At 34.1% G+C, this 25,925-nt stretch carries 21 protein-coding genes; all 21 read right to left on the bottom strand.

Features of this window, described 5'->3' with window-relative positions:
- Positions 1-120: 120 nt before the first annotated feature.
- The gene (gene gmd / locus LNTAR_RS17615) at positions 121-1,239 is read right to left on the bottom strand and encodes a GDP-mannose 4,6-dehydratase (protein WP_007280107.1); all 1,119 of its coding nucleotides are present in this window, start codon (positions 1,237-1,239) and stop codon (positions 121-123) included.
- Between the two features lie 485 nt (positions 1,240-1,724).
- Entirely contained in the window at positions 1,725-3,095 is a 1,371-nt protein-coding gene (locus LNTAR_RS17610; protein ID WP_007280106.1) for an exopolysaccharide biosynthesis polyprenyl glycosylphosphotransferase, read from the bottom strand.
- A 1,343-nt stretch (positions 3,096-4,438) separates the two neighbouring features.
- Complete coding sequence (locus tag LNTAR_RS17605) at positions 4,439-4,819, bottom strand: VanZ family protein (RefSeq protein ID WP_157473671.1); 381 nt, start codon at positions 4,817-4,819, stop codon at positions 4,439-4,441.
- A 214-nt stretch (positions 4,820-5,033) separates the two neighbouring features.
- Positions 5,034-6,407: a nucleotide sugar dehydrogenase gene (locus LNTAR_RS17600; protein ID WP_007280104.1), complete on the bottom strand. Its 1,374-nt coding sequence runs from the start codon at positions 6,405-6,407 to the stop codon at positions 5,034-5,036.
- A gap of 471 nt (positions 6,408-6,878) precedes the next feature.
- The gene (locus LNTAR_RS17595; protein WP_007280103.1) at positions 6,879-7,850 is read right to left on the bottom strand and encodes a UDP-glucuronic acid decarboxylase family protein; all 972 of its coding nucleotides are present in this window, start codon (positions 7,848-7,850) and stop codon (positions 6,879-6,881) included.
- A 407-nt stretch (positions 7,851-8,257) separates the two neighbouring features.
- Complete coding sequence (locus LNTAR_RS17590) at positions 8,258-9,187, bottom strand: KpsF/GutQ family sugar-phosphate isomerase (protein WP_007280102.1); 930 nt, start codon at positions 9,185-9,187, stop codon at positions 8,258-8,260.
- A complete protein-coding gene (gene kdsB, locus LNTAR_RS17585) occupies positions 9,174-9,932 on the bottom strand; it encodes a 3-deoxy-manno-octulosonate cytidylyltransferase (protein ID WP_007280101.1) in 759 nt (252 codons plus the stop codon). The genes LNTAR_RS17590 and kdsB overlap by 14 nt, the downstream gene beginning before the upstream one ends.
- Complete coding sequence (locus LNTAR_RS17580; protein ID WP_007280100.1) at positions 9,932-10,501, bottom strand: KdsC family phosphatase; 570 nt, start codon at positions 10,499-10,501, stop codon at positions 9,932-9,934. The genes kdsB and LNTAR_RS17580 overlap by 1 nt, the downstream gene beginning before the upstream one ends.
- 2 nt (positions 10,502-10,503) lie before the next feature.
- Positions 10,504-11,325, bottom strand: coding sequence for a 3-deoxy-8-phosphooctulonate synthase (kdsA, locus tag LNTAR_RS17575; RefSeq protein WP_007280099.1), 822 nt, complete (start codon positions 11,323-11,325; stop codon positions 10,504-10,506).
- Positions 11,326-11,786: 461 nt separating this feature from the next.
- Positions 11,787-12,779 carry an NAD-dependent epimerase/dehydratase family protein gene (locus LNTAR_RS17570; protein WP_007280098.1) on the bottom strand — a complete coding sequence of 331 codons (993 nt, stop codon included), beginning with the start codon at positions 12,777-12,779 and terminating at the stop codon, positions 11,787-11,789.
- A complete protein-coding gene (locus LNTAR_RS17565; RefSeq protein WP_007280097.1) occupies positions 12,776-13,951 on the bottom strand; it encodes a glycosyltransferase family 4 protein in 1,176 nt (391 codons plus the stop codon). Before LNTAR_RS17565 ends, LNTAR_RS17570 begins: the two co-directional genes overlap by 4 nt.
- Before the next feature lie 7 nt (positions 13,952-13,958).
- A complete protein-coding gene (locus tag LNTAR_RS17560; protein ID WP_007280096.1) occupies positions 13,959-15,128 on the bottom strand; it encodes a glycosyltransferase in 1,170 nt (389 codons plus the stop codon).
- The gene (locus LNTAR_RS17555; protein WP_007280095.1) at positions 15,125-15,880 is read right to left on the bottom strand and encodes a glycosyltransferase family 2 protein; all 756 of its coding nucleotides are present in this window, start codon (positions 15,878-15,880) and stop codon (positions 15,125-15,127) included. Before LNTAR_RS17555 ends, LNTAR_RS17560 begins: the two co-directional genes overlap by 4 nt.
- Positions 15,880-16,410 carry an acyltransferase gene (locus LNTAR_RS28270; RefSeq protein WP_007280094.1) on the bottom strand — a complete coding sequence of 177 codons (531 nt, stop codon included), beginning with the start codon at positions 16,408-16,410 and terminating at the stop codon, positions 15,880-15,882. The genes LNTAR_RS17555 and LNTAR_RS28270 overlap by 1 nt, the downstream gene beginning before the upstream one ends.
- Positions 16,411-17,259, bottom strand: coding sequence for an O-antigen ligase family protein (locus tag LNTAR_RS17545; RefSeq protein WP_157473669.1), 849 nt, complete (start codon positions 17,257-17,259; stop codon positions 16,411-16,413). It abuts the gene before it with no gap.
- Positions 17,260-17,663: 404 nt separating this feature from the next.
- Positions 17,664-18,605 carry a hypothetical protein gene (locus tag LNTAR_RS17540; protein ID WP_007280092.1) on the bottom strand — a complete coding sequence of 314 codons (942 nt, stop codon included), beginning with the start codon at positions 18,603-18,605 and terminating at the stop codon, positions 17,664-17,666.
- A 7-nt stretch (positions 18,606-18,612) separates the two neighbouring features.
- Positions 18,613-19,734, bottom strand: coding sequence for a hypothetical protein (locus tag LNTAR_RS17535; RefSeq protein WP_162026421.1), 1,122 nt, complete (start codon positions 19,732-19,734; stop codon positions 18,613-18,615).
- The gene (locus LNTAR_RS17530) at positions 19,694-20,680 is read right to left on the bottom strand and encodes a polysaccharide pyruvyl transferase family protein (RefSeq protein WP_007280090.1); all 987 of its coding nucleotides are present in this window, start codon (positions 20,678-20,680) and stop codon (positions 19,694-19,696) included. The genes LNTAR_RS17535 and LNTAR_RS17530 overlap by 41 nt, the downstream gene beginning before the upstream one ends.
- 425 nt (positions 20,681-21,105) lie before the next feature.
- On the bottom strand, positions 21,106-22,650 hold the full coding sequence (gene cysC, locus LNTAR_RS28010) for an adenylyl-sulfate kinase (protein ID WP_007280089.1): 1,545 nt from the start codon (positions 22,648-22,650) through the stop codon (positions 21,106-21,108).
- A 136-nt stretch (positions 22,651-22,786) separates the two neighbouring features.
- On the bottom strand, positions 22,787-23,125 hold the full coding sequence (locus LNTAR_RS17520; protein WP_007280088.1) for a four helix bundle protein: 339 nt from the start codon (positions 23,123-23,125) through the stop codon (positions 22,787-22,789).
- A 95-nt stretch (positions 23,126-23,220) separates the two neighbouring features.
- Positions 23,221-23,964: a 3'(2'),5'-bisphosphate nucleotidase CysQ gene (cysQ, locus tag LNTAR_RS17515; protein ID WP_007280087.1), complete on the bottom strand. Its 744-nt coding sequence runs from the start codon at positions 23,962-23,964 to the stop codon at positions 23,221-23,223.
- Positions 23,965-25,925 lie beyond the last annotated feature (1,961 nt).

Genomic DNA, 25,925 nt, shown 5'->3' with positions numbered 1-25,925 from the left:
GCACCCACATGAAGGACTTTATAAAAATCATCATCAAAATTTATAACTTATAAAAAGAACAAAAAAAAGCGTTCGTAAGACAAAGTCTCACGAACGCTCAGATAATGAATTTAAGAAAATTTATTCTTTCGTTACATTCACTTCATAACCATGCTTTTTAAGTATTGAAGCCTTCTTAGCTTCTTCATAGTCCGACTGAACCATCTCTTCAACCATTTCCTGAAGAGTTGTCTCGGGTACCCAACCTAGTTTTTCTTTAGCTTTAGCAGGGTCACCTAAAAGAGTTTCAACTTCTGTGGGACGATAATACTTAGGATCAACAGCAACAATTTTTTGACCCACTTCAATACCAGGAGCTTGATCGCTATTGACTGCCTTAACTATGCCCACTTCTTCTTCTTCACTGCCCTGCCAATCAATCTCTATTCCAAGTTCATTAGCTGCGAATTCTACAAACTGACGTACTGAGTACTGCACACCTGTTGCGATCACGAAATCATCGGGCTGATCCTGCTGGAGCATAAGCCACTGCATTTTCACGTAATCCTTAGCGTGCCCCCAGTCGCGTAGTGCATTCATATTACCCAAATAGAGGCAATCCTCTAAACCCAATGCTATATTTGCAATGGCGCGAGTGATTTTACGAGTCACAAAAGTTTCACCACGACGTGGTGATTCGTGATTGAACAGAATACCATTACAAGCATAGATACCGTAGGCTTCACGATAATTCACACAGATCCAGTAGGCATACATCTTTGCTACTGCATAGGGTGAACGTGGATAAAAGGGAGTTGTCTCAGTTTGCGGAGTCTCACGAACTTCACCGTAGAGCTCTGAAGTCGATGCCTGATAGAACTTGGTCTTCTTTTCAAGCCCTAATAAGCGAATAGCTTCTAATAAACGGATAGTTCCCATAGCATCAACATCCGCAGTGTATTCAGGTGAATCAAAAGAAACAGCAACATGCGACTGAGCACCCAGATTATAAATCTCATCAGGCTGAATATCTTTGATAATACGAATCAAGTTAGAGGAATCTGTTAAGTCACCATAGTGTAAAATAAAATTGCGATCATCAGCATGAGGGTCCTGATAAATGTGATCGACGCGACTTGTGTTAAATAGTGAAGCACGACGCTTAATACCGTGAACTTCATATCCTTTTTCTAAGAGAAACTCAGCCAAATAAGAACCATCTTGACCCGTCACACCTGTAATTAATGCTTTCTTTTGCATATTAACCTATCCTTAATTATTTTTGTACATTTTAAAATTATCTGTGAGAATACTTAAACTCAAATCCGCCCTATTCAACAAGTCCCATAGGCTTATGACGGGTAAATTTAAATTATTTCTCATTTGTTTATATTTTGATGTCTCTTTTACACAAAAATATAATCCTCCTCAAGCACCCTACCTAAGGCAAAGCCGCATCCTAAGCTCGGAACGAGCGCATCCTAAGGCGTAGCCGCTACCTAAGCGCTTTAGCGCACCTCCCAAGTTCACGAAGTTAACGCTACCTAAGCTCGGAACGAGCGCATCCTAAGGCGTAGCCGATACCTAAGCGCTTTAGCGCGCCTCCCAAGTTCACAAAGTGAACGCTACCTAAGCTCGGAACGAGCGCATCCTAAGCTCGGAACGAGCGCATCCTAAGTTTTTGCCGTATGTTCAATTCAAAATTCAAAATTATGCATTAAGAATTCTAAAAAATCGAAGATTTTTTAGTAAGCGTTTTCTTCCCCCATGAGCGCATTTTTAACTGTGAGGTAAACGACTTTGATATCGAGTAATAAAGACCAATTTTCTAAGTACCATATATCTCTTTTAACACGCCCTTCCATGAGGTCTAGAGTTTCAGTCCCTCCACGATAACCAGTAACCTGAGCCCAGCCAGTAATGCCAGGTTTTACCAGGTGTCGAACCATGTAGGTATTGATCAGGGCGGAATATTCTTCCGTATGTTTGAGCATATGAGGGCGAGGGCCAACCACGGTCATGGTACCTAGAAAGACATTGATAAACTGTGGCATTTCATCTAAGGAACTTTTTCTTAGGATTGAGCCCAACTTAGTAATACGATTATCATCCTTGGTGGCCTGCTGCTTATCTGAATCTTTGTTGACTTTCATGGAGCGAAACTTAATCATCCTAAAAGTCTCATCATTTTTACCACTTCTTTCCTGAATGAAAAACAGTGGCCCTGGCATTGAAAAACGCATCGCAATCCAAACTAAGGGGATCAACCAAGATAAGATAAAAATGATAACCAATGAGGAAAAGAATATATCAAAGCAGCGCTTAAAAACGCGATTGGAAAAGCGTTCCAGAGGCTCCTTGCGATAATGCAATACTGGTAAGCCCTCATAAAGATCTACCGAAATATTCCTCAATTTAAAGTGACTAAATTCAGGTACGTAATGAAAGCGCACCATCTGGTTTTCACACCAAGTAATTAAGTCGCGCATTAATTTTTTGTCGGGTACTGCTTGAGACCAATAAAAGTCGTTTATTTTTAAATGAGTAATTTTTTTCTTCAGTAGCTCTATATCTTCTTTTCTGTAAATATTAATCTTATCATTCTTAAAAAGATTTACTCCAAAAGTTGATGAAGAAGAAAAAAACTTAATCAGGCGCTTAGCGCTGGCGCGATCGTCTCCCAAAACCATAACATTGCGGTATTGATAGCCCCTCCTCTCTTTATTCTCCAAGTACTTTTGATAAAACTTCCTAGCAAGTATTAAACTAAAGAAAGAAACAAAGATATAGAGCGTAAAAATCCGTTTGGGAAAAGGACTTCCAATAGAGTAACAATAAATAAAAGTTACGGTTGTTATGTGACTCAACATCAAGTTAAAAACTGATCGTGCGATGTTTCTAAAACCCATCACATTACGAATCCTATATGCCTTGTGGAAGTAGGCAGTTAAGAACCAAGAAATATTAATACCTACAAACAAAGCTAATTGCTGAAAGACATTGATGTAATCCATGTGGTAGTCAAGAAAAACTGCCACAAAATTTATTGTGAATAAATCAATTGTGGCTAAGTGCCGCTGAATAAAATCAGGTTGTTGAGTTTGTGTTGTTGACATGGTTAGTTTTGAGTTTTGAGTTTTGAGTTTTGAGTTTTGAGTTTTGAGTTTCTATTAATCTGGCGATGAATTAGATTTACTTTTGAGTGCTGAAAGCACGGTATAAATTAGCCTAGCTCGTGAGAGCTAGGTATAGGTGAAACAAGGAAAATCACGAGTTCTGAAGGAACGCTATAGTGATCTAATCCATGCTTAATTTGAGTGCTGAAAGCACGGTATAAATTAGCCTAGCTCGTGAGAGCTAGGTATAGGTGAAACAAGGAAAATCACGAGTTCTGAAGGAACGCTATAGTGATCTAATCCATGCTTAATTTGAGTGCTGAAAGCACGGTATAAATTAGCCTAGCTCGTGAGAGCTAGGTATAGGTGAAACAAGGAAAATCATGAGTTCTGAAGGAACGCTATAGTGATCTAATCCATGCTTAAAGTGTTCATAATATGACTATGTACATTATTATCACAAGGCTTACGCCATTGGGCTAAATTGAGTCATGCTTTCAGCATTATATTAAACTAGTAAAAATCAAGGCCAGTATTTTCTCAATCTATATACTTGCCGAAGTAATAGTTTCTAGTTTTGATATAATTATTTAAATAAATTTTTTAACCACAGATTTATATATTTCACGCAGAGACGCTGAAGCGACAATTTTTAATTGAGAATTACATAGAAGACTGCTGCGCTTTAAGATCACTGCGCTACAAGACCGTTCGCAAGCGAACTGAAAGACCGGCTAAAGCCTGCAAGATCGGTCACTTCGTTCCCTGCAAGAACGCTGCGCGGTAAGATCGGCTAAAGCCTTTAAGATATAAACCACTAATCTACGCTAATCATCACTAAAATGGGAAAATCAATTGTGGCTAAGTGCCGCTGAATAAAATCAGGTTGTTGAGTTTGTGTTGTCGACATAACTAGTTTTGAGTTTTGAGTTTTGAGTTTTGAGTTTTGAGTTTTTAGTTTTTATTAATCTGGCGATGAATTAGATTTACTTTTGAGTGCTGAAAGCACGGTATAAATTAGCCTAGCTCGTGAGAGCTAGGTATAGGTGAAACAAGGAAAATCACGAGTTCTGAAGGAACGCTATAGTGATCTAATCCATGCTGAATTTTAGTTAAATAATAGATCGGCTAAAGTCTTTAAGATATAAACCACTAATTTTCGCTTATTATCACTAAATTCTAGTAAAACTTATCCTGTCCATCCTGTCAACAAGTATAATCAAACAAGGAATTACACCAATGGCAGGAATGAAAGATCGCTCGAAGTGAGTTCATTAGTGCGAATCAGTGTTGATTAGTGGTTTTAACAATTCAAAATTAAAAATTGGCCGAAGGCCTCCAACTCAGCACGTAGCCCTTCTCCTCAATTGACTTGAATAATACCCTAAAATAATACCCGCAAAATCAGCCAAAAGATCTGTCCAGGAAGCTGTTCGAAAACCTGTAAAAGACTGAAAAAGCTCAAGTAATAAAGCCACTAAAGCAACATAAAAAAGAGTTGATTTAGCAGGCCAAATTTTATAGAAATAAAATGTCAATCCCCCAAAAACCAAGAAATGTTGCACTAAATCATAATTTTTACTGGGATCAGATGCCTTTCTAAACCAAAGGGGGAATTCATTGATGGGAATCAAAGCCATGGCAAAAAGCCCAAAGAGCAGCATGATTGCCAGGGCTTTTTGAATTTTGAATTTTGAATTCTCAATTTTGAATTGTTTAATCATTTGATCTGAAATGAGGGGGTTAATTGTGGAATCGGGGATTAATTTTGAATTTTGAATTCTCAATTATAGGGGAAGTTCAGATCCAAGAAATTGTACAGATTTAATTAGTGTAATTCGTGGACTATAAAACTCAGCGAAGCGTTAACTTAGGAACTCTATTCCGTATTCTCAGCCGCAGGCGTAAACTAAGGAACTTTGTTCCGTTTACTCCTCACTACAAGTGAGAAAGCTCCCCTTTCCCTATGGGATATACATTAAAGCCCAGATCATAGAGTTCTTGATGATTGACGATATTGCGACCATCAAAAAGGAAAGCTGGCTTATTCATGGAGTCAAAAATTCTTTTGTAATCAAGATCTTTGTAGAGTTCCCATTCCGTAAGAATACAAACGGCATCCGCACCTTCACAGGCCTTGTAAGGATCTTCTTCCAGGGTAACGAACTCTTCGAGTCCAGCTAAATCCGTTTTAGCATAACCTAGTGCCTGGGGATCTGATACGCTAACACGTGCATGCTCTTCACAGAGTTCTTGCACTACATGAATTGCAGGTGATTCCCGCGTATCACCTGTATCTGCCTTAAAAGCAAAACCAAGAACAGCAATTTTTTTGTCAGATACCGTGTTGAACATAGTACCAACAAGCTTATCCACAAAGCGCGATTGCTGATGATCATTCATCAAGATCACTTGCTCCCAATAATCCGCTTCGGCAGTAAGACCATAAGTTCGGCAGATGTAGACGAGATTGAGGATATCCTTCTTGAAGCAGGAACCACCAAAACCTACTGAGGCCTTAAGGAATTTTGATCCGATGCGTGAGTCCATACCAATAGCACGTGACACTTCCCCCACATCAGCTTCAGTGGATTCACAGAGGGATGAAATAGCGTTGATGGAACTCACACGTTGGGCTAAAAAGGCATTCGCTACGAGTTTCGAGAGCTCCGATGACCAGGTATTGGTCGTTAAAATACGTTCGTTGGGAACCCAATTAGCATAGACATCCACTAATTCCTGAATGGCTGCTTTCCCTAAATCATTTTGGCGACCGCCAATGAGAACGCGATCAGGATCATGCAAATCAGTGATAGCAGTACCCTCGGCTAAAAATTCAGGATTTGATAAAATTTCAAAGTGGTACTTTGAATCCCCTGCATGAAGTATTTTTTCTAGCGTTTCTGCAGTCCTCACAGGTAAGGTGGATTTTTCCACAACGATCAGATCTTTGCTCGCATTGGCACGAATTGTTCGAGCACATTTCTCAATAAATTCTAAATTAGCTGCAACCCCTGCTCCTTTACCAAATGTTTTTGTGGGAGTATTAACCGATACAAACACCATGTCCGCTTTAGCAATATTACCCTCAATATCAGTTGAAAATGTTAAGTTTCTACCGCGTGCCTCTTGCACGACGGCTTCGAGACCCGGTTCATAAATGGGTAGAGAATCAGAGTTCCAAGCATCAATTCTAGCTTGATTTAGATCCACAATGGTGACGTTTATGTGAGGACATTTCTGTGCGACCACTGACATAGTGGGGCCACCAACATATCCAGCTCCGATACAAACAATATTTTTTATAGACATCAATTTCTCCTAGTTTTTAAAAAAGTTTACGAGCTTTGCCCTGAGATGACGCGCTAGGCGCTGAGTTTAAGGCCTTTGGCCAATTTTTAATTTTAAATGCTTAATTTTGAATTGTTAAAACCACTAATCAATACTGATTCGCACTAATGATCTCACTTCGAGCGATCTATCATTCCTGTCATTAATTAAATTAGTTATTTGATTTTACTTGTTGACAGGATGGACAGGATAAGTTTTACTAGAATTTAGTGATGATTAGCGAAAATTAGTGGTTAAATAACTCTTTTGATCTTCAATTAAAAATCATCACTTCAGCATCTCTGCGTGAAATATATAAATCTGTTGTTAAATAACTCTCTTGACCTTCAATTAAAAATCATCACTTCAGCGTCTCTGCGTGAAATATATAAATCTGTGGTTAAATAACTCTCTTGACCTTCAATTCACAATTAAAAATTGTCGCTTCAGCGACTAAAGCTTTATCTCACCTCTTAATAATGAATCAAAATAAGCAATTGTCGGCTTCAATCCTTCGGATAGCTTGATACTGGGTTGCCAATTAAGAATTTCTTTAGCTTTTTCAATGTTGGGCTTACGTCTTGTTGGGTCATCCGCTGGTAAAGGCTTGTAGATGATCTGGCTAGTGGTATCGACTTGCCTGATCACTTCTTCAGCTAGTTCTTTGATGGTGAATTCATCGGGATTGCCAATATTTATGGGCCCAGTGATGGCATCATCGGAATTCATCAGCGCCTGCATGCCATCGAGCAAATCATCTTTAAAACAGAAAGACCGCGTTTGTGAGCCATCACCATAGATAGTGATATCTTTGCCCTGAAGGGCTTGGACAATGAAGTTGCTGACCACTCGGCCATCATCGGGATCCATTTTGGGACCATATGTATTAAAGATTCGCATCACTTTGATTTTAACACCATGTTGGCGATGATAATCAAAAAAGAGAGTCTCGGCACAACGTTTCCCCTCATCATAACAAGCGCGAATACCGATGGGGTTCACGTCGCCGCGATACTCCTCAACCTGAGGATGAACTTTAGGGTCCCCATAAACTTCAGAGGTAGATGCCTGGAGAATCTTGGCATTATTGCGCTTAGCTAAACCTAACATATTGATAGATCCCAAAACACAAGTCTTGGTCGTTCCCACTGGATTATTTTGATAATGAGGTGGTGACGCTGGGCAAGCTAAATTATAGATTTCATCCACTTCCAAACGTATCGTCTCACATATGTCATGACGAATAAACTCAAAGCTTGAGTGACTGAGTAAGTGCGCCACATTCTGTTTATAACCCGTTTGCAGATTATCTAAACAGATGACATTGTGTCCCTCATTGATCAGACGATCACAAAGGTGGGAGCCCAAAAAGCCAGCCCCCCCAGTAACTAGAATTGTTTTTGCTTTCATATATTTATTTCTCATAATATTAATACCTATAAATAATAGATGATTTTCAGCTACGGAGCTTAATTTTGATTTAAATCGGCTTGCTCCTTTAAAATTACTTCGTTTGAAAAAGTAAGACCAACTAAAGCCTAAAAGTTATTTAAGCCAAGGTTTGAGGTGCCGATTTGTAATCGGTTTAAGTTTCGCCTTTGCTATTGATAAGAGCGGAATTTTGGCGTAATGAGGTTGTGAAGGATTGCTCATTATATCTAATTTTTTAAAGAGTTAACAATAGATTCTAAAGCTTAGAACCTAATTATATTAACATTTTTGATAGAAAGAATTAAATTGTAAAAGTTTTTTTAATTAATTATAAAATATCAACATAGTTCATCTGATTTCGTAACAGATTTCTCCACTTTTAGTTTTTTTAGAAGTTGATACTATTTCTTTAAGATACCAACTACCTCTGAATCTTCAATTACAATAATATTATTAATTTGATAGCTTTCCATAAATTCAATGGCTTTCTGCATTGATACTAATGGACTAATGGTTTTTGGGCTGTGACTCATTATATCTTTCGTAGATTTATCGAAAACATTTTTACCAAACTTTTCAAATGAACGTCTTAGATCACCATCGGTAACAAGGCCTATTAATTGATTCCTTTTTACAACAATAGCTAAACCATACATGCACTCAGTTATAACTTGAATCAAATCTTTGACAGCTAAATCATCTGTTACGATAGGTAGATTTATTGTCTGCATTTCATCTTGTACTTTGTTGAGTAACTTTCTGCCTAAACTGCCCCCTGGGTGAAACCTTGCAAAGTTTTCTGGTTTAAATTTACGTGATTGCATTAAAGCTATGGTTAAAGCATCTCCCATTGCCAATGTTGCAGTTGTCGACGCTGTTGGAGCTAACTGCAATGGACAAGCTTCTTTTTCAACTCCAATGTTTAAATGATAGTGTGCATTCTGAGCTAAAGTTGAATTCGAATTACCTGTCATTGCAACTATAATATTGGAATTATCTTTTAGAAAAGGTAATAACTTTAATACTTCATCTGTTTCACCGCTATTTGAAATAGCGATGAAAACATCATCCTTAGTAACCATTCCCAAATCGCCGTGAAATGCTTCGCCTGGATGCATAAAAAAACTAGGTGTTCCGGTACTAGCAAAGGATGCGGCAATTTTCTTACCTATAATACCTGACTTGCCCATGCCGCAAACAATTGTTCTACCTTTGGAAGATAGAATACTTGTTACTGATTGCTCAAAGTTTACATCAAGTTGTTTAGAAACATGACATAAACCATCTTTTTCAATTTCAAAAACCATCTTTGCAATTTCAAGAATACTCATTTTTCCCATCCATAATTTTTTTAAGTTCTTTAAAATCCGATATAACATCAAGACCATGTGGTATATCACCAACATATTTAATGGCACCTATTGTATATCCCAAAGTTAAGGCCCTGAGTTGCTCAAGCTTTTCGATTTGCTCTAATTCAGCCATAGGTTTGCTACATAATTTATTCAAAACCCCTACTTTATATGCATAGATGCCAATATGACGAAATGTATTTCTCAATGTTTGATGATTGTCTCTGTTATATGGAATAGGAGCTCTTGAAAAATAAAGAGCATTACTTCTCTCAGTCAAAGCTACCTTAACAATATTTGGATCGTTTAGTTGCTTTAAGTTTTGAATACAAGAAACAGCTGTACTTATATCGAAATTATTATTTAGAACAAATTCACATAACTGCTTTAACAAATTAGGTGGAATTAGTGGCTCGTCACCTTGGACATTAAGAACAATTGTTTCATTCGACCATGAAAGTTTATGACATACTTCATTAATCCGGTCAGTTCCGCTTTCATGATTATCTTTTGTCATTACAACGTTTAAACTTAGTTTTACCGCCAAATCAAATATAACATCATGATCTGTAGCAATGAAAATATCCGATGGCAAAAAACCAGCTTCTTTAACTCTTTGGTAAACATGCCAAAAGATTGGTTTATTATTTATTTTTAACAGTGCTTTTTGAGGTAAACGTGTAGAACCATATCTTGCGGGAATGACTACTTTGATGTTTTTCATTATTGCTCAATTCCGCTCAAATCACCATATTGAATTTTATTCATAAGGGGTTCATAAACTTTATCATAAGATTTCATTTGATTAAGAAGTATCATATCAGCAACTTTTCTTGCAACTCCAAAACCTCCATTCATGTCTAGTATATAATCACAATGTTCTTTTACATATTCATGTGCATCATTTGGTGCGATAGAAAATCCACAAACTTTCATTATAGGAAGATCTAAAACATCATCACCAACAAAGCAAACCTCACTGTATTCAACATTAAGGTCTGCACAAATATCTTTTAAGCTTGGTAATTTATTTTTGCATCCAGTGACGCTCACATCAAATTTTAGTTGCTCAATTCTATTATTTAATGATGGGCTTGCTTTACCTGAAATCACGCCAACTTTTATATCGTTAGCTCTTAGAAGTTCTACTCCTAAACCATCTTTCACATTGAAGACTTTAAAGCATTCAGATGCCTCATTAACATATATAGAGCCATCAGTCAGAACTCCATCAACATCAAATAGGACTAATTTTATCTTCTGTATTTTTTTTTGATATACTTCTGGTGTCATGATTAATGTATTTCTAATTTTTCTTGAGATTTAATTAAATCATCTAAATCTTTAATTTGCTGTAAAAATGCTTCTAACAAAGACAATGGTAATGCGCTCGGTCCGTCACATTTAGCTTTATCAGGATCAGGGTGAGATTCGAGAAATAAACCTGCTATCCTTGTTGAAATACCTGCTTTAGCTAATTCTAACACCTGTGCGCGTCTACCACCAGAAGCATCGCTAAGAGGATCACGTTGTTGTAAACTATGAGTAACATCAAAAATTATTGGTGCATTATTCGTAGCAATCTTCATCTGAGAAAAACCCAGCATGTCAACAACTAAATTATCATACCCAAAACAAGTGCCTCGTTCACATAATAGAACATTATCATTACCTGCTTCTTTACATTTATTGACAATATATCTAACCTGGCTAGGACTCATGAATTGGGGCTTTTTTATGTTAATTGGTTTTTTGGCCTTAGAAATAGCTACTACTAAGTCAGTTTGTCTGGCTAAAAAAGCTGGTAGTTGAAGAATATCAACTACTTCTGCAACTTGCTCAACTTGATAAATCTCGTGCACATCAGTGATGATTTTTACTCCAAATTCTTTTTTAATTTCCTCAAATATACGCATCCCTTTATCTAATCCCACACCCCTGTACGAATGGACTGAAGAGCGATTAGCTTTATCAAAAGAAGCTTTAAATACGTAAGGAATTGATAGTTTATTTGTGACTTTCACGTATTTTTCACAAGCAAATAATGTAGAATCTAAATCTTCGAGAACATTTAGACCACCGAATAGTGTGAATGGTTTATCGTTTGAGTATATCATTATTATATCCTTAATTTAAGATTTATAGAAAATTTTGTTATGATTATTCATCTTGAGTTTATTTTTAAAAAACTCATAGTTCAAAAACGAGAAGTCATTAGTTCTTTTCTAATTTTTATTAATGTGACGTTTTATTTAACTACTTAAAAGTGAATTATTGAGATTAATTAAATGATTATATGTTTTCTGTATTTAAGTAAATTTATATGACTCCGTAAAATATTTATCTAATATGATTTTTAAAATTAGCCTAATAAATCAAGTTGTTTTAACTAATTAAAACGAATCAACTATTTATAATGGACTTTCTTATAGTTAACTATTAATTGGTCAACTCTTTATTTTTATCATAGATGATCTTAATGGTTTCCTGCGACTATACTCGAGTTGATAGAGCTTATGATTATAATCTATTAAATCGTTTCTAATTGATTTTACTGCTAAGGTAAACATTAATTAAATTATTCAAAATCCTCTGATGATATTTTTTCCCAATGCTGAATGGATTCTTCAAAAGAGTATTTAAATTCAAAACCATTCTCAATTAACCAACTGGGCTTAATATTTGTTGGAAATCCTGCTTTTTTTACTCTGGTTGGATGTATTGATGAACTTGTCTTAGTAATCTTAGAAACAATTTGAATAAAATATGCCAAAATTAAGAGTGGCCAGGAAGGGATCTGTAAAATTGGTCTCTTGATATTGAATTTATTTCTAATTACATCACACATTTCACCCAATTTCAATAAGGGGTTCTCCGCATAATTGTAAATAATTAGTGTATCTTTATGTTTCATCGCAAATGATATACTCTCAACTAAACCAAATATGTATCCGTAGCCCTTAATGATCTCTCTACTTTTTCCGGGGAAAAAGAAAGTTCCCTTTTTAACAGACTTAATCATTCTTAATATATTTCCTGGATCTTTAGGTCCATATATTACACTTGGTCGTATAATAATTAGCTTACGATTTTTTTCTTGATACATCCAATTTTGATGTATCTTTTCCGCAAGTGCCTTTGAAATACCATAGGGAGTTTCTGCATAAAGCTGTGACTTTTCGCAACGTTGATCTAACGATCTACCGTATGGAGCAATACTGGATGTGAAAATTAAATTTTGGAAACCGTAATGCTCCATGAAAAGATTTATATTTTCGGCACCACAAATATTTGTATCAAAATATTCTTCTCTCTCATGCCCCGGTTCGCGATGAATTGCTGCTAAATTAACAATCCAAGAATTAGCGAAATCAATTTCATCTTTAAATTCATAATGAATCGCTTTCCTCACATCGCATTCAAAAAACTCATTGTTACTCGGATCATAAATATCACTTTTCTTTATGTCTGCAATAATAATTTTATCAAATAATTTTAAGTCTTGAAAGTGTTTGGTTAAATTTGTACCTATATAACCAGCACCTCCAAAGATAATACATATTTTTATCATATATTAATTCCTAAGATTTTAATGAATTTTTTTACTTTTAAATCTATGTCGAACGTTAGCTCAGCATATTTACGAGCATTTTCAGCCAGTGAATTTCTCAATTTTTCGTCACCCTTTAGGCACTTTGCTTGCGATAAAAATTCTTTGTTATTTTCACAATCAACACCCAAGCCACTTTTATTATTTGTCAATATCTTATATGACAAATTTGTCTTAGGAACTGAAGCTAAAATTGGCTTTTGTGCACAGTGGTATGATAATATTTTAGAAGGCACTGAGAAATTACCTGCTTCCTTTTCTAATACCGCAACAAGTACATCAGAAGAAGCTAATATTTTAGAATAATCATTTTTATCTTGAAAGGGTAAAAGCTTCAGGTTACTAATATTCAGTTCATCTTTTTTATCTTTAAGATAATCTGCACCAGACCCTTGGGAGACAACTACTACTTTTGAGTCAATCTGTGATTGGGCCAAGTCTATTAATAATTGAGGGTTGTGTTTTAAGCCTAGAGTACCTGTGTATATGTAGTTAAAGCTTTTATCAAGCTGATGTTTTTGTGACCACGTATTTTCTTTATTTTGTGGGTCTATCTCTTTTAGAGGAGCCCAGTTTTCTAGTACATGCGTAGTATTAGTAATTTTCCATTCATTGAGTAGATTTATAAAATCTTTGCTAATCACTATGTTCGAATGCGACTTCTTAAGAAGTTTTTTCTCTAAATATATAAAATACTGAGCCGCCAAATTCCCTAAAATGCCAAACTTCTTGTTAAGTGTTTCTTTTACAGCTACACTCCACACATCTTGTACCCAAAAGTGAAACTGCTTACTATTTTTTTGTGCCCATTTATAAGCTTGATCAACTGTAAAAAGTGGACAGTTGGCTGTAATCACAATATCAGGCTTTGATTCATTCAAATATGTTTCAAAATTTTTACTATATTCAACCTCTTGGACAAAGCGCTTTTTGAAATTGTACTTATCAATTTTATCTTTTGTTGAAATACCGATTGTTTGAAAGTTTTGTTTTTTTTCGTCAATAGAATTGGAATTAGGACTTAAAAATGATGCGTTGTAGAGGTAATCAACTTTTATACAATCATTAGCTAACTTTTGAGCTAACTCTTGAATAAATGGATATTTACCATAGTCGTGTATACAGATTTTCATAATAAATTCAGGTGTTAGACCAAAAGGTTTTCCATTGCTCAGTTACCTTGTTAAAGTTAAAATTAGAACTAGTATGTTCATATGCATTGTTAGATATTGATTCACTAAAACCCCTATCATTTAACACATTTATTATTGTTTGAGAAAACTTCACTTTATCTCCATATTCACAAATCAAGCAGCTTTTATTATTAATTAATCCTGAACCACTTATACCTTCAGGAGTAGAAACAATAACTTTCCTATTCATGGCTGCTTCTATACTTTTAATTTTCAAACCTCCACTTTGTCTTTCCGGAATTATAAAATAGCTTGCCATATTGTAAAATATGTTTATATCATCTACGTCACTATGAATTTCAATATTACTTTGATCATTCAGTTTTATACAATTAGCTTTTCTGCCTACTATAAATAATTTAGTTTCTGGAGACTGTTCTTTTATCAATGGGAACACTTCATTACATAACCATTCAGCATTTCTTTTTTTGGGGAACCAATCAAATGATCCAGTTAATAATAAATGAGGTTGATAGTTATGGTTACCATTCTCTTCATCTAGATAAATGGGAATAGTACTTTGATTATTAATCTTAAACTTTTTGTCATATTTTGTGTAAGCATGATAATCACTTATATTAATAAAACTTGATTTATTAAATGTTTTTAAAATATTTAATTCTTCTCTAAGAATTTTCTTAGCTTCACGATATGCTAATAATCTTGTTATTGGATTTTTGATATATTTTGCTATACCACACATACTACCATATTCATCGTTGTGATTAATATAAATAAACTTGGTATTTGGTTTTGATGTTTTTATTAGTTTATTATAAAAGCCAAGTGATAAACGATGGTTAAAAATATAATGATCATACGTATCCCAGTTTATTTGGATTTTATCAAAATAGTGAATATATCTGACTGAACTATATGATCGTTTTGTAAATAATGAAAAAATTTTGTTAGAAGCTTTAATTTTTACTTCATGAATTAAAAAATCATTATCTTTATAAGAACTGTATGATTCAGTATTACTTTCAATAAGGCAAACTATCTCAATTTGATGATTTATATATGATAGTTTTAATGACTCAATCATCTGACGGCTGTATAAAGCTAAACCTCCATATGATTTAAATGGATTTTCTGGTGTTATAACACAAATTTTCATCTTAATAGCTTGCTGAGTTTATATTTTAGAGGTTCTAAAAAGTATATTATTAGATAATAAGCAATTAGTTTTATTTTTATTGTTGTGGGTTTTGTATGTTTATAAACACCTATAAATCTATCCAAAATACTTTTTCTATAATGTTGGACCGAAAGTCCATCATCTAAATAATTTGCAAGGGTCTTAGGCGTATATTCAAAATAGTACTGGTTCATATAAAGCTTATATATTAGTGTATGGTCAGCAGCTAAATTTGTGACCTCGAAGGGGTTTTTGATTAACAGATTTCTTTTTGTGAACATACTCTGATGACAAAAAACCATCCTCTTCCATAAGTTACTTAAATTTTTAGCTTTAATGTATCTTGTTTCTTTATTTTTACTTATTAATGCATGATCACCAAATAATACATCGGGGGTTTTTTCAGAAAGTGTCGCTGACACGAAGTTTAAAGTCTCTGAACTATAAAATGAATCGCCAGCATTCATAAAAATTACATATTGACCAGAGCATAAGTTTATTGCTTTATTCATGGCGTCATAAACACCTTTGTCTTTTTCAGATATAAATTTTGTAGGAACTTTAAACTTTAACAAAGTAGATTTTATTTTTTCTTGAGTCCCATCCTCTGAATTGCCATCAACAATTATATATTCATAGTTGTTAAAGTCTTGCAATAGTATTGATTTTGTGGTTTGATCAATTAAATGGCAACAGTTGTAAGTGACTGTGATAATAGATATTAGAGGCATTATATAAAAGGAATATTTTGATTTAATTTGTATTGAAGGTCACGACTTCTTTCTCCAATGATTTTTGCGGGATTACCTCCTACTACAGCATAATTTGGGACATCTTTTGTTACAACTGCACCTGCAGCAACAATTGCACCTTTGCCTATTTTTACACCTGGTAAAATAATTGCACGTGAACAAATCCATGCAAAATCATCGATAATAACAGAGTTTCCTACTGCTGAAAAATTGGGACAGTTTTTGTCATGATGCAGAGTCCAAATCATAACTTCAGAACTAATATTTACATTATCTCCTATAATTAATTTTCTTCTAGCATCAAGATGAGACCTTTCTCCAATTACTGATAAAGATCCGATCTGAAGATTACGATGACTTCTTACTTCTACACCAGAGTAAATATGGGAATCAGACTGTATTTTACTACCAAAAATTCTACATGTAATAATTCTTAGTTTACTGCTAGGTAACCACATTGCTAATTTACTAATGTAGGATTTTAGTCCGTATATATATAACTTAGTCATTTAAACCTGTTCTGTTTTAATTTCTGAATTTCCAATGGTATTGCTTGTATTTGACATGCAAGATGAATAAATAAGTGAAGCTAATATCCAAAAATAAACTTGTTCAAAAGCTCCAAGTACGAATATAATCAAAGTAGAAATTAATAAAAAATTATGTAGATTTATATTTTTCCCATCCAAAAAGACTTTGTAAAATAAAATGCAAAAAAAAGAAAAACCCGCAAAACCTGTAAAAACTATAGCTTTGGTAATTGCATTAGTGCCAAGTACTAAATTAGCATGAGTGTGTTCATAATCTAAATCTTTGTATATACTACTTACTTCAATTACTTTATCTTTATTACTAATCCCAAGACCAAATACAGGGTGAGTTTTTACTACATCTATCATGGTAATAATAGGAAAAATTATTCTCACATTATCACTAGTTACTTCATGAACTTGACCAAAACGATTTATTCGCTTTTGAAAAGCTTCGGTTTGAGAAATTGAAAATAAAACAACTGTCATTAATATAAAATTAATAAATAAAACTTTAGGATTTAATTTAAGCTTAGCGTCAGCTTTTTGAATCAAAAAAAACAAAAGTAATGTTAAAATTATTGTAGGACTATTTGTAATGAAAAATAATATTAATAGTATTGCTAAATAGATACCTTGATACAACTTATTATCGGTGATCTTTCTGGCTTTTATACACAAAATACAAATACATATGAATAAAACGTGCATTGATGGTTCAGAAGCAAAGACTTTTGGTCTAACCCTGCCAGTTAATGCTATGTCTCTGTAGTCTGAATTATATAACCCTCCATGAGAGTAAACTATATTTCTAAATGAGTCACTCAATGTCTTTGTGACTCCTAGAGTTTCAAAAACTGACAAAGAGAACAATATAAATACAAAAATTGGTAAGATGTAATTTATTATGTCACAATTTTTCTTAAAAACTTTTTTTAATTGAATGAAACAAAAAAATGCAAGTAAGAACTGAAATGAAGATACTAAGTTGCTATAGCTATAATTAATGTTTGGTATAAAGACATACAAGATAAGATAAAACAAAATTAAAAATAAAAATAATGCTTCATTCTTTTTGAAATCTAAGTTAAATATAGATAATATCATTATAAGAATGAGGCTTATCGCACCCCACATTACTTTACCCGTAAATTTTAATGGTATATTTAAATAGAAATTAGCAAATAAAAACAAAAAAAAGAGAACATGTATTTTGTATAATCTCAACTTTGTCATTTTACTAAGCCAATTAATTCTATTAATTTATCAAAACTCGTGGACTTTAGTTCCCAGTACCTTTCACCATTCAGGCAAATACCTGTATTGTTTGAAATGAATTTAACAAAAGATATATAATCATCCGTGAATAAAGGTTCTAATGGTTTAAAAATTGACTTAACTTTATTTCCGTTAAGATTCATTTCAAATAACATAGTTGAATAGATGCCTATGTAGGAGTTTGTATTAAACTCGTGAAAATTATTTTCTAAAATAATATTGCGATATACTTTCGTATCTCTTGGGTGAAAAATAATTTTATTGACATTGTTAATTTTCAAAATATTAACTAATTGATCCACATAAGTTTCAAAATCTATAGAATGATCCAAGTAATAGGGCTGAGATATAAAAGTTAAATCTTCATTAAATGGCTCAGTATTCTTTGCTTTTACGTTAAAAAATGACTTTTTCGTACACAAAACAGAGCCACTTATTGAAAAAACAGGACGATTACCTAAAAAACCAATTTTCCCTTGATAGTAATCAAAGATTAACCCAAAGATGAATAGTTTTATTAAACTTTTAAATGTAAGTTTTCTTAACTCTGGTAATTCTTTAACTTCAGGCCTTAAAAAAAACTCAACATTATCAGCAACGACTTTTATAGAACTATGTCTTTTCTTAAAACAATTATATAACTTGAAGCTAAAAACATCTTGTATACCAAAAAAACATACTTTTTCCTGGTGTTTAGAGAGCTTGAATAGTAGTATATAATATTTTAACCAATAAATAAAACTTAAAGCTAAAGGTTTAGACTCTATCATTGGCAAATGTATAATTTTCTTATCTGTATGAGATAGCAATTTTTTTGGACTAATAATGATTATTAAGTCACTGTCATTTAAGTCAATTTTGTCCAAATGATACTTATGATTAATTATATATAACATATTGTTTTTAAACGGTTTTTTCTTTTTTTCTAATTACAAAATAAAATACTTTCGCATACAATAACACATTTATAGTAGTTATGTAGAACTTTAACCAAAATACGTCTCTCGTACTAATAAAATCACAATTGTAAATATACATTAACAAAAAACTTACTGTGATAAAAGATACAAAAGGTGCATAAACAGCTTTATTTGATTTATATAAAATGTATGTGATGTTGCTCAGCCTAACTTGCACCACTAATGATATGAAGAAAAACAACAAAGAGTCATATAAAAAATTTGATTTTAAAGAACATAATACCAGAAAAATTAAACCTAAGATACTATAATATATTTCTTTAGGATTGATGTTTAAATTATTTGTGGCTATTTTCTTTTGACGATTAACAGACAAAATAGTAATTATTATCATGGTAAATAGTAATGCATACCTTAATTGTATGACTTCTACACCTGTTAAATTGTCAATTACAAAAAACTCTGCATAGGATATAATTGATATAAGAATACCGTTAACCCATGACATGAGACTGTCTTTTTTAATTTTTAATTTTAATACATAAATAGAATAAGATAATTTGCACAAAAGAATTAATGTAAATGATCCATAGAAGATTGTAAAGGTATTTATAATACCATAAAAATTATCAATATTTAACAATGTTGATATAATTAAAAAAAATACAAACGAAGATTCGTATAAGTAACTAATTTGTAATTTATTTAATGACCAATAGTACGCATATGCTACAGTATTTACTATATAAAATATACTGTTTAGTAAAATAATGTAATATAATTTAGATGATGATAGTAGGTCTGATTTTATAAAATTAGATTCTCTAAAGATTAAAAGAATAATAGAAATAATTAAAGTTATCACAGCCATGTGAATTAAAGGAAAACTAGAAATTTGTTTTGCCCTTATTTCTTGAACTAATTTTTGTCTATTACTTAAACCATACCAGCCAGTTAACAAAAAAAATAAATACTGTGTAGCAACAACATCTTTTTGAACGGTTGCATTAGATAGATTATCTAAAACAAATAATAAAATAAAATTAAATAGTGGAGATAGAAACCTACAAAATAATATTATCAAGGCATTCATGTAATCTCTCATTGAGATTGTTGTAAGAATCATTTAAATTTTGCTGAATATATTCTTCATCTACTGTTATATCACTATAATCATAATTTAACATTTGGAACTTTTTTAATCCAATTCCAGTTTTAAAATCATTGCAAAGATCTTTAATTTTTGATGTATTTGAATTTCCGTAGATTAAAGGTTTTCCTAACGCTATCGCTAAACATGCCCCGTGATATCTACCAGTAATCACCACCTTTGCATTAAGAAAATCTGAAATTATACTTGATAGATAATTACATGAAAGATTATTTAAGTACTTTGTTATATATTTAGAGCTATATACGTATTTTAGTAAATTAAGGCAAGTTAATTTAAACTTACTTATAGCAGTGCCAGGATTTAAATAATGTAGATTAATCCATTTTTTATTTTTATAATCTTCATTAGAATACATTTTAGCAATTTGGTAAGCTGCATCAACGCAATGAGAGTCTGTATATATCACCCATTTATTTTTTGATTTGTTTTTACATATTTTTTCAATGCCTGAATAAAATAGCATGTCGGGACAATAAACCACATTAGTCAAGTTGTTCTCTAAACACCAATTTTCATCGAACCTGGTTCTAACTTGAACAAATAAAAATGTCTTAATGATTTGTATATAATTTGAACTCATATTGCGTAGTTGCGAGTTTAAAAGTAGTGTTCTGTTATGGTACTTTTTTGAGAAATTTAAGAGTGCACATGCATATGGCTGATTGTCGTGGATTGTACCTTCTCCATTAATAATCAACAGGCAATCTTTTTGTGAATCTAAAAGATCCGAACAGCATTCAAAGTTTAAATTGTTAACCTCAAGTTCATAAATAATTTCTACATGATGTTTGTTGAGTAATTTTTTGAGCCCATAAGTTGTAAAATAACAACCAAGATGATTGTATGTGCTAGTACTGTTAATTAATATTGCTTTCATAAATATAAGTGAATTAAAAGGTTAACAATTTTTGTAATTATTATAATTTATTTTTCCTAAGATAAACATCAGAATACTCTTTTTTGTCATAGGCTGAATTAATACGTGAAAAAACTTTATTTATATCGATATTTTTTATATACAAGTTCTAATATAGTTACAATGGCGCTAATAAAATTCCCATTTAAAATGTGTAGATCTGATAACACTACGATAATTTAAGCAAGAAAAGTAAAATAAACATGTTTGGGAGGGTGTTTACTAATGAGTAGTTTATTTATTAGAGTAAAGATAAAAACCTGTTCTCAAGAAAATCAAGTTATTAGAAAGTAAGGGACAACTTTTAACAATTAGCTGTTATGATAAAAAGTTACATAAAATTTCTTTCGCAAAAAGAACTAAAACAGTTAGCTTTACTACTAAATCTATAGAATAGCTTGTAATTGTGTTATAAGTTCTTGAAGGAATTCTTCGGGGTTGAGCTGATCCGTCTTGAGATGAATCTCGGGGGTTTGCGGAGCCTCATAGGGCGAATCGATGCCCGTGAAGCCGTTTATCTCGCCAGCGAGGGCCTTTTTGTAGAGGCCCTTGGGGTCGCGTTCGATACAAGTCTCGATATTTGTATCCACAAAGACTTCGAAGAAACGGCCATCTGGAAGAATGGAGCGTACGAAGTCGCGATCTTTTTGGAAGGGAGAGATGAAAGAGCAGAGAACGATGTTGCCATTTTCCATAAAGAGCTTTGCGAGTTCACCGATGCGGCGGATGTTTTCTGAGCGATCTTTAGCAGTAAAGCCTAGGTCCGAGCAGAGGCCAAAGCGAACATTATCACCATCCAGGCTATTGACGTGCTTGCCTTGGGCATGGAGTTCTGCCATGAGTGCCTTGGCAATAGTGGATTTACCTGAGCCAGAGAGGCCAGTGAACCACAGGACGCAGCCCTTGTGACCATTGCGTTTTTCGTAATCCTCTCGGGTAAGGTCAAAGTCCTCCACTTTGATATTAGTGGATTTAACTTGGTCTTTTTGTGTTTCGCGTGATTCTGATTTAATGAACCCATAGCCGAGCAACTCTTGGCTTTCGGGGTCAAGCAGTTCAAGAAAGCCATTATTTCTATTGTTGTGATAAGCATCGAAATAGAGATTCTCTGCACAAGTGAGTTTAACCTTGCTAAAGCTGCCACAATCTAATTGTGTGACTTCTTGGCGGTGCAAATCCATGGAGTCAATAGAATAAGAAATATTTTCGATAAAGCCATTGACGCGAAAGGAATTGTGTTTGACGAGGATGCGCTGGTTTCCGGCTCTCCAAGACTGAGGGCTCAGCCAAAAGAGTTTGATATCGAGCTCACTAGCCGAGTTGGGTAGGTTATTGGGGCGGCAAATTATGTTCCCGCTTTGGATCTTTTCAGTGGAGCTGAGTAGCAAGCCGTCATCACTTGATAGGACTTTAGTTTTTTGTTGAGAAGGCAAAATGAGAACTTCTTGATTATCTGCAATGGCTCCGGATAGGGTTTTGCCCTTTAGGGTTTTGCCTTGGACTGAAGCTACTGAGAAGCGGAAGTCTGTTGGGTTGTAGGGGGCTTTGGTATTGATTTTTTGCAGTAAGTCATCAAGGGAAGTATTTGAATACCAATCGGCTTGTTCAGCAATGAAATGGATTTCCTTGAAAGAAGTTTTTTGACTATATAGCTTAAAAGATTTTTTGAACTCGCTAAAGACCTGGTGAGAAGTGGGGGCTTGAACAGCAAGGACAATGTGGACAAGTTTGCAGATATTCAACGCTAGAAGTGTAGGTTTGAGTGAATCCAGTTCTTCTACTTTGAGAGAAAGAACAACGAGGTTGACATCTTTAGCCTTGAGAATCAGGTCACCAAGCTTGCTCGTATCAGCATATGTAAAATCATATTTGGACTCAACAATCGTACTATGTTTGAGTCGTGTATTTGATATGATAAGGGCTTTGTTCATTGGGGCAATTTTTAATTGAGATTACGCGCTATGCGCTGAGCTAACGCCTGCGGCTGAGTTTACGCATTGCGCTGAGTTTACGCGCGTTGCGCTGAGTTTACGCGCTATGCGCTGAGCTAACGCGCGTTGCGCTGAGTTAAGTTAGTTTTTTAGAAAATGATGAGATCATTTGAGAAAGTTCTTTGCATTCTTGGTAAGTTTTTTCACAGAAATTAGTATTCAAGAAACCGACTTCTTTGGCAATAATTATTTGTGTTCGAAGTTCTCCGCATGAAGCTTTGGAATAGGAGAGGAAATGTTTCGTTTCTTTAACAGAATCACGTTCCATACCCTCTGCTATATTGCTAGGAATTGAAAGTGCCGAACGAGTTATCTGATCTTTAAATCCATAATCTTTTAGGCTTAAAGTTTCTTTATAAATGAGAATACTTAATTTTACTGAACGTTTCCAAATTTCTAAATCTTCAAAATTCATATTATTGTTCCTATCACTTAGGAACTTTGTTCCGTAAACTCAGCAAAGCGTCAACTTAGAAGCTTTGCTTCGTAAACTTATAAACTTTACAAAGTTTACTTTACTAAAAACCATGGATTGAGTAAATTTTCTTTATTGTATTGTAGTGGCTGTCTCGTTTCGAAGTTGAGCACTTGCTTGCCGGCGGCGAGGGCGACGGCGTGGGCGGCTGCAGTATCCCATTCCATAGTGGGGGCGAGGCGGGGGTATTGATCGGCTTTACCGGATGCTACGTAACAGAGTTTAAGTGAGCTACCGACGGAAGTGAGTTCGATGCTCTCGGTGGTTTCTTTCAGTGAATCAACGTAGTCTTGGGTCTCCTGTGACATGTGGGAGCGACTCGCTACGATAGTGAGTGACTTTTCGGGTGTTTCGTTGATTTGTAAAGGTAGCTTTTCGTCATTGAGGCTAGCGCCTGATTCATCAGCAGCATACATGTCGTCAATAGCGGGAGCATAAACCACGCCGACAGTGGGCACGCCATTTTCAACTAGAGCAATATTAACGGTGAATTCACCATTTTTTTTGATGAATTCCTTAGTACCGTCGATGGGGTCAACCACGAACATTTGCTTCCAATCTTTGCGCTCGGAGTATTCGGCGTTTTTGATTTCTTCCGAGAGAATGGGAATATCCGGCCAATTCTTTGCGAGTTCAGCACAGATGACGGCATTGGCGGCTTTATCAGCTTCAGTAAGGGGTGACTTATCTTCTTTTTCGATAACGGCGAAGTCGGTGGCGTAGATCTTCATGATCTCAGCCCCGGCAAGTCGAGCAATTTCTTCGAGTTTTTTTAGCATAGCTTATTATAATTTTAAATTGTGAATATTTAATTTGTTCAGTCAAGCACTGATCTTCACTAAAGTATTGATTTTAGGTATTTTTAAGCTTGGCAGGCTCCGCATCAAAAATGAAAAATTCATTTTTGAGCTTCCGCAAAAAGTAAGATTAAGGAAAGAGTGTTTACGATTATGTAATAATATACTTATTTTAAATCTATAGACGATCATATACTATTAACTAAATCATGATAGAGCTAATTTATTAATTTTATATTAATGTATTGATAATTTTTATGTATAAGAATTGCATTATAAATAGATTATAAATAATAAAGTTCACAATTAAAAACTAACACATGTACATAAACCATTGATGCCTAAATTTTTACACTTCAAGATGAGTCTATAATACAAATGGCAATGCTCAAAATCCACAATAAATTGCTTAATAAGTACAAAATATTTTGGAGGGGGTCTTTAAAACAAAGTTTCAAAAACAGTAAAGGATTACATAATTACTCATAAAGCGGGGCAAAGCCCCTGATAGCTTGGTCCAGGATTGGCAAAGCCTTGCTGGGGGAGCACGAGGGGGACAGCGTCCTTCTCGTATGCGCAGCATCATGCCCTCTAATCTACTTAATCGTGAAGGATTATGAATAACATTCTATGGCCTTGCTTCAGAACTCATATGTTTATTTCATCTATTTATATCCTGGTTCTCACAAACCAGGCTGAGCTATTCCATTCCTTCGGAATTCAGAAGCCGAATATTACATTATAATATGAATGATTACCCATTTGATTCTTTGTGTGATTGTATTTCTCGCCAAGACGCGAAGACGCCAAGTGATAGCTTAGATTTGTTTAAACTTTTCCAAAAAGCTTAAAGAACTGCCTTTAACTCTATAAAATTAACTCAGATAAAAAACTTAGTTTCTTAGCGCCTTCGCGTGATAAAAATTAAAAGTATACTCATCATCACCTATTAATTAAGATCTATGGCCTTGCTTCAGAACTCATATGTTTATTTCATCAATTTGTATCCTGGTTCTCACAAACCAGGCTGAGCTATTCCATTCCTTCGGAATTCAGAAGCCGTATATTACCTTATAATATGAATTATTACACATTTGATTCTTTGTGTGGCTGTATTTCTCGCCAAGACGCAAAGACGCCAAGTTGTAAAACACTTTACTTATATTTAAGAAAGCTTAAATAACTGCCCACAGAACTATCAGATTAACTCAGATAAAAAACTTAGGTTCTTGGCGCCTTCGCGAGAGATGATTTTATTTAACTCGAGAGATGAGCTATACCATTCCTTTAGCACTCTGAACAAAAAAAAACGGCATCACAGCGCCTCCGCGTGATAAAAATTAAAAGTATACTCATCATCACCTAATGAATAATTACCCATTTGACTCTGTGTGTGGCTGTATTTCTCGCCAAGACGCGAAGACGCGAAGACGCCAAGTGATAGCTTAGATTTGTTTAAACTTTTCCAAAAAGCTTAAAGAACTGCCTTTAACTCTATAAAATTAACTCAGATAAAAAACTTAGGTTCTTGGCGCCTTCGCGAGAGATGATTTTTATTTAACTCATCATCACCTATTAATTAAGATCTATGGCGTTCCTTCAGAACTCATATGTTTATTTCATCAATTTGTATCCTGGTTCTCACAAACCAGGCTGAGCTATTCCATTCCTTCGGAATTCAGAAGCCGTATATTACCTTATAATATGAAATAATTACCCATTTGACTCTGTGTGTGGCTGTATTTCTCGCCAAGACGCAAAGACGCCAAGTTGTAAAACACTTTACTTATATTTAAGAAAGCTTAAATAACTGCCCACAGAACTATCAGATTGATTCAGATAAAAAACTTAGTTTCTTGGCGCTTCGCGAGAGCTAATTTTATTTAACTTATTATCACCTAATGAAAATTACCCATTTGATTCTTCGTGTGGCTGTATTTCTC

It is taken from the genome of Lentisphaera araneosa HTCC2155 (assembly GCF_000170755.1).
Lineage (GTDB): Bacteria > Verrucomicrobiota > Lentisphaeria > Lentisphaerales > Lentisphaeraceae > Lentisphaera > Lentisphaera araneosa.
The sequence above is the reverse complement of the archived record's forward strand: the minus strand, read 5'-3'. Positions and strand labels throughout refer to the sequence as shown.

Excerpts from the sequence above, each read along its gene's own strand:
- LNTAR_RS17605 (WP_157473671.1), bottom strand. The coding sequence starts at position 4,819 with ATGATTAAACAATTCAAAATTGAGAATTCAAAATTCAAAATTCAAAAA.
- LNTAR_RS17530 (WP_007280090.1), bottom strand. The coding sequence starts at position 20,680 with ATGAAAGCAATATTAATTAACAGTACTAGCACATACAATCATCTTGGT.
- LNTAR_RS17580 (WP_007280100.1), bottom strand. The coding sequence starts at position 10,501 with ATGACACCAGAAGTATATCAAAAAAAAATACAGAAGATAAAATTAGTC.
- LNTAR_RS17595 (WP_007280103.1), bottom strand. The coding sequence starts at position 7,850 with ATGAGAAATAAATATATGAAAGCAAAAACAATTCTAGTTACTGGGGGG.
- cysQ (WP_007280087.1), bottom strand. The coding sequence starts at position 23,964 with ATGCTAAAAAAACTCGAAGAAATTGCTCGACTTGCCGGGGCTGAGATC.
- LNTAR_RS17520 (WP_007280088.1), bottom strand. The coding sequence starts at position 23,125 with ATGAATTTTGAAGATTTAGAAATTTGGAAACGTTCAGTAAAATTAAGT.
- kdsA (WP_007280099.1), bottom strand. The coding sequence starts at position 11,325 with ATGATATACTCAAACGATAAACCATTCACACTATTCGGTGGTCTAAAT.
- LNTAR_RS17565 (WP_007280097.1), bottom strand. The coding sequence starts at position 13,951 with ATGAAAATCTGTATACACGACTATGGTAAATATCCATTTATTCAAGAG.
- LNTAR_RS17570 (WP_007280098.1), bottom strand. The coding sequence starts at position 12,779 with ATGATAAAAATATGTATTATCTTTGGAGGTGCTGGTTATATAGGTACA.
- LNTAR_RS17590 (WP_007280102.1), bottom strand. The coding sequence starts at position 9,187 with ATGAGTATTCTTGAAATTGCAAAGATGGTTTTTGAAATTGAAAAAGAT.
- LNTAR_RS17535 (WP_162026421.1), bottom strand. The coding sequence starts at position 19,734 with ATGAGAGATTACATGAATGCCTTGATAATATTATTTTGTAGGTTTCTA.
- LNTAR_RS17560 (WP_007280096.1), bottom strand. The coding sequence starts at position 15,128 with ATGAAAATTTGTGTTATAACACCAGAAAATCCATTTAAATCATATGGA.
- LNTAR_RS17610 (WP_007280106.1), bottom strand. The coding sequence starts at position 3,095 with ATGTCAACAACACAAACTCAACAACCTGATTTTATTCAGCGGCACTTA.
- LNTAR_RS17555 (WP_007280095.1), bottom strand. The coding sequence starts at position 15,880 with ATGCCTCTAATATCTATTATCACAGTCACTTACAACTGTTGCCATTTA.
- kdsB (WP_007280101.1), bottom strand. The coding sequence starts at position 9,932 with ATGAAAAACATCAAAGTAGTCATTCCCGCAAGATATGGTTCTACACGT.
- LNTAR_RS28270 (WP_007280094.1), bottom strand. The coding sequence starts at position 16,410 with ATGACTAAGTTATATATATACGGACTAAAATCCTACATTAGTAAATTA.
- cysC (WP_007280089.1), bottom strand. The coding sequence starts at position 22,650 with ATGAACAAAGCCCTTATCATATCAAATACACGACTCAAACATAGTACG.
- LNTAR_RS17540 (WP_007280092.1), bottom strand. The coding sequence starts at position 18,605 with ATGTTATATATAATTAATCATAAGTATCATTTGGACAAAATTGACTTA.
- LNTAR_RS17600 (WP_007280104.1), bottom strand. The coding sequence starts at position 6,407 with ATGTCTATAAAAAATATTGTTTGTATCGGAGCTGGATATGTTGGTGGC.
- gmd (WP_007280107.1), bottom strand. The coding sequence starts at position 1,239 with ATGCAAAAGAAAGCATTAATTACAGGTGTGACGGGTCAAGATGGTTCT.